The sequence below is a fragment of the Cupriavidus sp. 05N40 genome, assembly GCF_056397305.1.
In genome coordinates this window covers 1-8,368 of record NZ_JBFTND010000272.1, presented here as the reverse complement: position 1 = coordinate 8,368, position 8,368 = coordinate 1, and the positions used below count along the sequence as shown (strand labels likewise).

Here is an 8,368-nt window from a genome sequence, read left to right as displayed (position 1 = left end):
GCGTGGCATCCTGCGGCTGGCTGGCCGGGCGTTCCTGGGCTGGCCGGGAGGGTGCCCGCGCGGCCACCGGCGGCGGCACCGGCGCCACCGGTTCGGGCGTGACCGGGCCCGGCGGTGCGGCCTGCTGCAGCCAGATCTCGCCCGGTTGCGGCGGGGAATTGCGGGTACGCGTGGGCGGTTGCCAGACCGGCTGGCGCCGTGCCGAAACCRCCTCGATGCCCTTGTGGCGCGGCACGTAGTCGACCGCGCCCGGGATGGCGGAATGGGTGGCGCCCAGATGCGTCGTCTCCCAGCTGTCAGGCTCGCGCGCGCCCCGGGCCGGCGCGCGTGCCGGGGTACGGACCGGTGCGAAATCTTCCTCTTCCGGTTCGGCCACCTGCGGCTTGCGCGAGAACAGGCTTCGCCAGGTCTCGCCGAAGACCATGGGAGCGGCCAGTGCCAACACCCCCAGCATGATCAGCAAGCTGACGCTCCAGCCGAGCATGCCGCTCAGCAGCCCGCCGAGCGCGCGCCCGGCGCCGCCTCCCGACGTGCTTGCCGCCATGCCGCCCTCGCCCGCGGCGCCCGTGAGCGCCTCCAGCGACGCGCTCGCGCACAGCACGATCACCGTGCCCACCCAGACGCGCAGCGTTCCGCGTCCACTGAAGAAGCGGCGCTCGCCGGCGAGCAGGCGCGTCACCATGCGCCACAGCAGCGGCAGCAGCCACAAGGTCGAAAATCCGAACCAGCCAAAACCCATTATGGAAACGCCATCATCAAATACCTCGGGCAGCGATTGTAGCGGGTCTGGACGCCGTGGCACCGCGCAACTTGGCTACCGTGGCGGAATACCCGCATTTCTGTGGCGGCGCGCACTGGCTTGTTCGCCGGGCGCGGCGGTAACGGCGCGCACGACGGCATGCCCGCCGCGCGGCATGTGAGCTACTATGGCGCGACGCCCGCCCCGATTGCCGGAGGCGCGGCCTGACCCAATCGAAGCCGAACCCTGGCGCTCCCGCCGCCGAGCCAATCATGCAGACACGCTATGCCGGACTGTCGGCCCTGGTGGTCGATGACCACCCATTCCAGCTGCTGGCGGCAGAGCAGTTGCTGACGCAGCTGGGTGTCACCGACGTCCATGGCGCAGCCGACGGCCGCGTCGCGCTGGACCTGCTGGCTGCGCGCAAGTTCGACCTGGTGCTGTGCGATATCGAAATGCCGGGCCTCAACGGGCCGGCCATGATGGACGAGCTGACCCGGCGTGCGGACCACGCCTTCGTGGGGGCGCAGCCGCTGTGGGTATGGGTGTCGGCGCTGGAAGACGACATCATCGATTCCCACGTGAGCCTGGCGGATTCGGTCGGGCTTGCCCATGTGCGGGCCGTGCGCAAGCCGATCTCCGCCGTGGTGCTGGAAGAGATCCTGCAGGACGTGCTGGCGCGCGACCTGACCGCCGCGGCGCCGGTGGCCGCGCAGAACCAGCCAGACGATGCCGAGCTGCTGGCCGCGCTGCGCACGTCCGGCGCCATCTTCATCATGCTGCAGCCGCAGTTCCATATCGTCAGCGGCAAGCTGGCGGGAGCCGAGGCGCTCTGCCGCTGGCGCCATCCCTCGCTGGGCCTGATCCGGCCCGACCTGTTTATCCCGCGGCTGGAAACGCTGGGCGAGGCGGATGCGATTTTCCAGCTGGCGGGCCAGCAGTGCCTGGCGGTGCAACGGCAATTGCTCGCGCGCGGCGTACGCATCGCGCTGAGCATCAATGCATCGGCGCAGACGCTGTGCCGGCCTGGCGTGCTGGATGCCTTCGATGCCATGGTGGAAGCGAGCGGCATGCCGCGCCAGTTGCTGATCATCGAGCTGACCGAAGGCTATCCGGTACACGACACGCGCGCCTTGTCGATCGCGCTGAACCGCCTGCGGCTGCTCGGCTACGGCGTGGCGATCGACGATTTCGGCGTGGGCATCGCCACCCTGAAGCTGCTGGCCGACCTGCCCTTCACGCAGGTCAAGCTGGACCGCTCCTTCGTGGTAGCGGTGCCGGGCAACAGCCAGCGCGCGGCGATCTGCCGCAATATCATCAACCTGGCGCGCGATCTCAAGCTGGAGTGCGTGGCCGAAGGCATCGAGACGCCCGCGCAGCGCGATGCGCTGCAGGCGCTGGGCTGCGACCTCGGCCAGGGCTATCTGTGGTCGCCGGCGCTGCCGCCCGATATGTTCGTGGCCGAGGCCCTGGGCCGCTGGGCCACCTGAGGAGGCGCGCCGGCGGGCCCGGGCGGGCGCTAGTTCCAGCGCCCGGCGATACCGCCCACGCTCATGCGCCCGGCGCCCAGCAGCAGCACCGCAAGTGCGCTGGCCAGGTACAGTGCCTGCAGCTCCACCGCCCAGCCGCCGGTGTCGTTGATCAGGCCGAGCTGCTTGGTATGCACCAGCGCCACCGCCACCAGCATGTTGACGGCCACGATCAGCGCCGCGATGCGCGTCCACAGGCCAATGATCAGGAGGATCGGCGCCACCACTTCGCCGATATAGACCAGGTATGCGACGGCCGGCGGCAGGCCCGCCTGCGCCACCATCTGCGTGACGAAACCGGGGCCGTTGATCAGCTTGGCGACGCCGTGGAAGAGAATCAGCGCGCCGAGCACGATGCGCAGTATCGCCTTGCCGAGGTCCTGGGTTGCCTGAGTACCGCTCATGGTCGTCACTCCTTGTCCGGTCTTGTCCGGTCTTGTCCGGTCGAAACGCCCGGAAAGCGCCCGGAGAACCGGGACGCCGGCCGGTGGCCGATGCGCCTTTCGCTCCACGCGGGGCGCGCATCTGTACCTTAGTGCGCGCCGCCGTGAAGGTAAAGCCACAAGTTGCGCGCACGCGTCACGGCACGGTGGCCGCGCGCCGGGCAGGCGCTGTCAGGCCTGGCCAATCGGCCGGTGCATGCCCGGCTGGCGCAACTGCATGCCGGCCTTGCGCGCGGTCTCCGGCAGGATCTCGGAGAGAAAATCGAGGAAGCGCCGCAGCGCCGGTGGCATGCCTTTGCGCGAGGGGAATACCGCGTGCAAGGTGCCGACCGGCATGATCCATTGCGGCAGCAGCACCTCCAGCTCGCCGCTCTCGATGGCTTCGCGGCAGAACATGCGGGGCAGCATGGCCACCCCGACGCCGGCGATGGCGGCCTCGCGCAGCAGTGCGAATTCATCGGTGATCAGGCGCGGATCGTAGGCGATGTGCAAGGCCTGGCCGCTGTCGCAGCTCAGCGTCCATACGTGTTTGCCGTCGTGCGGCTTCTGGTTCACGCCGGGCATGCCGTCGAGCGCCTGGGGGGTGCGGGGCCGGCCGATGCTGTCCAGCAGCGTGGGGCTGGCCACCAGCATCAGCGGGCTCTCGCCATAGGTGCGCACCACCAGCGAGGAATCGTCCATGACATCGCGCACGCGCAGCGCCAGGTCGAAGCCTTCGCCGATCACGTCCACGCGCCGGTTGGTGGCTTCGATCTCCACCCGCACGCCGGGATTGGCCTGCATGAAGCGGCCGATCTCCGGCGCCAGCAAGCTTTGCGCGATGGCCACCGGGCAGCTCACGCGCAAGGTGCCGCCAGGTTGTTCGCGCGCTTGCTCGATCACCTCGTGTGCCGCTTCCGCCTCAGCCAGCATRGCCCGGCAGCGCTCGTAATAGGCCTCGCCGATGGGCGTCACGCGCACCTGGCGGGTGGTCCGCCGCAGCAATTGCACGCCCAGCTCGCGCTCGAGCTGCGCAATGCGCCGGCTCAGGCGCGATTTCGGCACGCCGCTGGCACGGCTGGCAGCGGAAAAACTGCCGTGCTGGACTACCTGGGCAAACAGCGAAAGATCGTTCAGGTCTTGCATCGGACTGCCTTTCGGGTAACGGGCCGGGGCCACCGGCTGGAGTTGCTTAGCCAGGTGTTCTGCCCTTGGAACAATAAGTTCTATTTTGCACCACTACCGGCATCAATGGCAGACCGCTATCTTTTGCTTCACCTAACCCCGAAACACAAATTCCCCAGTGGAGCTGAACATGAACATCCTGCAAATCGACTCGAGCGTACTTGGCGGCCATTCCGCTTCCCGTAGCCTGACCGCACAGGTCGTGGCCGATCTGCGCGCCAAGAACCCCGCCGCCAGCCTGACCGTGCGCGACCTGGACCAAGACGCCCCCGCCCACCTGTCCGGCGCGCTGCTGCCGGTGCTGGGCGGCCCGAAGGACGGCCTGAACGCCGTGCAGGAAGCCGAACTGCAACGCACCGAAGCCTTCCTGAAGGAATTCCTGGAAGCCGACGTGCTGGTGGTAGGCGTGCCGCAGTACAACTTCGGCATTCCCAGCCAGCTCAAGTCGTGGATCGACCGCATCGCCCAGGCCGGCCGCACCTTCCGCTACACCGAGAAGGGCCCGGAAGGCCTGGCCGGCGGCAAGCGCGTGATCGTGGTCTCGTCGCGCGGCGGCGTGCGCGCGGATGCATCCGCCCTGGACCTGCATGAGCAGACCGTGGACGTCGTGTTCCGCTTCCTCGGCATCACCGACATCACCTACGTGCGCGCCCACGGCCTGGCCTTCGGCCCCGACGCCCGCGAAGCCGCCCTGGTGTCGGCCCGCACCGAAGTGGCAGCACTGAACGACGCCGCCGCCCTGGCAGCCTGATCGCCCTCCAGGCGGCATTGCGCCGCCCGGCACAGGCGCACGGCCAGACTCCCGCCCGCGATTGCCGCCGGCGGGAGTTTTTCATTGCGGGCATCGGCATGGCGCTAGTGCTAGTGCCAGTGGTAGTGCCAGTGCTAGTGCGGATCCTCCAGCAGCCTGGCCCGGATGTCCYTTTTCAGCACCTTGCCAACCTTGGAGCGCGGCAGGTCAGGCCAGATTTCGATCTGCTTGGGCGCCTTCACGCTGCCGATGCGCGCCTTGGCAAAGGCCTTGATCTCGTCGCCGTCCACCTGCCGGCCGGGATGGAGCTGCAACACGGCCACCACGCGCTCGCCCCATTTCTCGTCGGGCAGGCCTACCACCGCGCTGTCCTGCACGTCGGGATGCTGCATCAGGACCTGTTCCACCTCGGTGGAGTAGACGTTGAAGCCACCCGATATGATCATGTCCTTGGCGCGGTCGACGATATAGAGGAAGCCGTCCGCGTCCAGGTAGCCGATATCGCCGGTGTGGTGCCAGCCATGGCGCGACGCTTCCTGCGTGGCTGCCGGATCCTTGTAGTAGCCCATCATCACCAGCGACCCGCGCACCACGATCTCGCCGCCCTGGCCGGCGGGCAGCAGCCGCCCGTCCGGGTCCATGATGCCCACCTGCACCAGCGGGCCCGGCCTCCCGGCGCAAGCCAGGCGGTGGCGGGCCACCGAGCCGTCGGCATTGAAATGCTCGGCCGGCGACATCATCGAGACCATCATCGGCGCCTCGGTCTGGCCGAACAGCTGGGCCATGACCGGGCCAAGGCGCTGCAGCGCCTCTTCCAGACGCGCGGCCGACATCGGCGCCGCGCCGTACCAGAAGCACTGCAGCGAATCGAGCGTGGCCGCAGGCAAGTCCGGATGCTGCAGCAGCATGTAGATCAGCGTGGGCGGCAGGAAGGTATGGGTCACGCGGCGCAGCGCGACCAGGCGGAGGAATTCGCCGAGGTCCGGCTTCGGCATGATCACGACCTCTCCGCCTAGCGCCATGACCGGCAGGCACAGCACGCCGGCCGCATGGGTCAGCGGCGCCAGCGCCAGGTAGACGGGCCGCCCGCGGAACGGATAGCCCATCAGGGTCAGCGCGGACATGGCCTCGAGGTTGCGGCCGGACAGCATCACGCCCTTGGGCTTGCCGGTGGTGCCACCGGTGCCGGCGATCATGACGAGGTCATCCGCCGCGGGCTGCTCCAGCGGCTCGCCGGAGCAGCCCGCCAGCCATTGTTCCAGTGAGGGCGCGAATGGCTGGGCGCGGTCCAGGCACACCACTTCGCGCAGCTTGGGCAGGTCGGCGCGCAGTTGCGCCACCAGTGGCGCGTAGTCGCTATGGAAGATCAGGCAGGCGCAATCGAAGGCGTCGAGCACGTAGCGGTTTTCGGTCGCTTCGTTGCGCGGGTTGACCGGGCACCAGACCGCCGCGGCGCGCGACAGGCCGAATACGCAGGCAAAGGCGCTGGCGTCGTTCGACGACAGCACCGCCACCTTCTCGCCCGGCCGGATACCGTTGCGCTGCAAGGCGCGCGCAACACGGTTGCTGAATTGCTGCACGTCGGCGTAGGACAGCCGTGCCTCGCCCATGGTCAGGCAGGGCGCGGCGGGATCCAGCGACGCGCCCTTGTCCAGGTAGTCGATCAAACGCATGCGGTTCTCCGCGAGAGGGAATGCCGGGGCCCGCCGGCCCCGGCGCAGGCCGTGCTAGCGATGAACCGTCAGCACCGGTTCCATCACCAGCCCGAAGCTCTTGAGCACGCCCAGCAATTCGCGGTGCCCGAAGGCCTGGCAGCCGGAGGCCAGCCCCGCCCGCCGTGGCGCCTGTTGCAGCAGCGAGTACGCGGCATAGGCCTGCAGCAGGCCGGTCTGCTTGTAATTGCAGTTGCCGTGGATCACGCAGTGCGCGCGCCCGAGCGGCCCGGATGCATAGACCGAATCGAGCGAGTTGTTCAGTCGCGGGTTCTCGCGCGGCGGCATGCCGGCCTGCACCGACGCCGCGATGTCCGCCAGCGCGGCTTCCTGCTGGTCCAGCGGCAGCACCTTGATCTTCTCTTCCACCATCTGCGCGGTCGCGATCACGCCCTTCATGACTTCGCGCGAGAACACGCCGCCGGCCACCTTGCAGTTGGCCACGCGCGGATCGTCCTTGAACCAGACCGGATGGGAGGTGCCGCCCCATGGCAGCGCCAGCGCGCTTTCGTGCTGGCCGGGGACGTTCACCTCGAAGCTGGTGCCGGGCGCCCATTCGACATACTGGTTGTTGACCAGGTGGTACCACTTGGCCTTGAGGATGGTGAAGATGGTCTGGGTGGACGCATAGGTGGGGAAGCCCTTCCACAGCACCAGGATGTCGAGCGTGTCGAGCCCCGGCATTTCCAGGCAGATATTGGCGGCGATCTCGCCGGTGGTGTACATCTGCGCCAGGCCCGGCGACAGCAGCAGGCCCTTTTCCTGGAAGGCGGCGCCGAAGCGCGCCTGCGCATCCAGCAGCCAGTCCTGCTCGCCGGTGGTGTCCATGTAGTGGCAACCGGCCGACAGGCAGGCCTGCGCCACCTCGCCGCCGAACTTGATGAACGGCCCGACCATATTGCAGACCACCCTGGCGCCGTGGAACAACTCGGCCAGCGCGGCCGCGTCGTGATCCACCTCGGCCACTTCGTAGTCTGCGGTCTCGATGCCCGGGATCCGGTCCATCACCGCCTGCACGCGCGCCGCGTCGCGCCCCGCGGCGATGAAAGGCACGTTGAATTCGCGCAGGTATTCGCATACCAGCCGTCCGGTGTAGCCCGAAGCGCCGTAGACCACGACGGGTTTCTTCTTGCTCATGATGTGTCTCCTGTTTTCTTGCCTGGTTCTCGCTTGCCTGGTTATCGCTTGTCCTGCCCTCCTGCCCTCCTGCCCTCCTGCCCCGGCCCCGCGCGCTACATGCCCATGCCGCCATCGACCGGCAGGCCCGCGCCAGTGATAAAGCGCGCGGCATCGGAGCACAGGAAGACCACGGCGTCGGCCATGTCGGTGACCTCGCCCAGGCGCGCCAGCGGGGTCTGGCCGATCACCTCGGTCACGGCCGCCTCGGCCGTCGGCCAGAAGCCCGCGGCGACGAGGTCGTCGGCGAGTTGCATGCCCATCTGGGTCGGCACCAGGCCGGGGTAGACGCAGTTGACCCGCACGCCGTAGCCGAGCTTGCCGGACTCCAGCGCGGCCACGCGCGTGAGGCGGTCCACCGCTGACTTGCTGGCCGAGTAACCGGCGATGGCCGGGAACGCGATGGTGGCGGCGACCGAAGAAATATTGACGATGGCCCCGCCCTTGCCTGCCTGCGCGCCTGGACCCGACTGGCCGGCGCCCTGCGGGCGCATGGCGCGAAAAGCGTGCTTGATGCCCAGCGCGGTGCCGATCACGTTGACGTCGAACATGCGGCGCAGGCTGGCAGCGTCGATATCCGCCACCAGCGAGGTAATCTCGATGCCCGCGTTGTTGACCAGGATGTCGAAGCCGCCGAGCGCGTGGCCGGTGGCGGCGACCGCCTCGATCCAGCTCTCCTCCCTGGTCACGTCCAGCGGCACGAAGCTGGCCTTGGCGCCCGACGCGGCAATCCGGGCCGCGGTCTCGCGCCCCAGGTCGGCGAGCAGGTCGCCGATCATCACGGCCGCGCCGGCGCCGGCCAGCGCTTCTGCAATACCTGCGCCAATACCGCGCGCGCCCCCGGTCACCAGGGC

General features: G+C 68.7%; 8 protein-coding genes. 2 read left to right on the top strand and 6 right to left on the bottom strand.

All coding sequences use genetic code 11. The features are described 5' to 3' along the window. On the bottom strand, positions 1 to 739 hold a 739-nt coding region (locus tag AC1DO7_RS37205), incomplete at its 3' end, for a DNA translocase FtsK 4TM domain-containing protein (protein WP_477117296.1). 272 nt (positions 740 to 1,011) lie between these two features. Between AC1DO7_RS37205 and AC1DO7_RS37200 the strand changes: the two genes are divergently transcribed. Next, positions 1,012 to 2,229 carry an EAL domain-containing response regulator gene (locus AC1DO7_RS37200; RefSeq protein WP_441615581.1) on the top strand — a complete coding sequence of 406 codons (1,218 nt, stop codon included), beginning with the start codon at positions 1,012 to 1,014 and terminating at the stop codon, positions 2,227 to 2,229. Positions 2,230 to 2,258: 29 nt separating this feature from the next. On the opposite strand, the gene AC1DO7_RS37195 is transcribed toward AC1DO7_RS37200, so the two are convergent. After that, positions 2,259 to 2,672, bottom strand: a complete 414-nt coding sequence (locus tag AC1DO7_RS37195) for a DoxX family protein (RefSeq protein WP_441615579.1) — start codon at positions 2,670 to 2,672, stop codon at positions 2,259 to 2,261. 210 nt (positions 2,673 to 2,882) lie between these two features. After that, entirely contained in the window at positions 2,883 to 3,836 is a 954-nt protein-coding gene (locus tag AC1DO7_RS37190; protein ID WP_441615577.1) for a LysR substrate-binding domain-containing protein, read from the bottom strand. A gap of 169 nt (positions 3,837 to 4,005) precedes the next feature. On the opposite strand from AC1DO7_RS37190, the gene AC1DO7_RS37185 reads away from it, so the two are divergent. After that, positions 4,006 to 4,626 (top strand): FMN-dependent NADH-azoreductase, encoded by a 621-nt coding sequence (locus AC1DO7_RS37185; RefSeq protein WP_441615575.1) that lies wholly within the window; start codon positions 4,006 to 4,008, stop codon positions 4,624 to 4,626. A 134-nt stretch (positions 4,627 to 4,760) separates the two neighbouring features. Here AC1DO7_RS37185 and AC1DO7_RS37180 read toward each other — a convergent pair whose 3' ends face one another. The 3 genes from AC1DO7_RS37180 to AC1DO7_RS37170 form a co-directional block, all read right to left on the bottom strand. Then, positions 4,761 to 6,299, bottom strand: coding sequence for an acyl-CoA synthetase (locus AC1DO7_RS37180; protein WP_477117295.1), 1,539 nt, complete (start codon positions 6,297 to 6,299; stop codon positions 4,761 to 4,763). Between the two features lie 54 nt (positions 6,300 to 6,353). Beyond that, entirely contained in the window at positions 6,354 to 7,475 is a 1,122-nt protein-coding gene (locus AC1DO7_RS37175) for a DUF5938 domain-containing protein (RefSeq protein ID WP_441615571.1), read from the bottom strand. A gap of 95 nt (positions 7,476 to 7,570) precedes the next feature. Further along, on the bottom strand, positions 7,571 to 8,368 hold a 798-nt coding region (locus AC1DO7_RS37170), incomplete at its 5' end, for an SDR family NAD(P)-dependent oxidoreductase (RefSeq protein ID WP_477117294.1).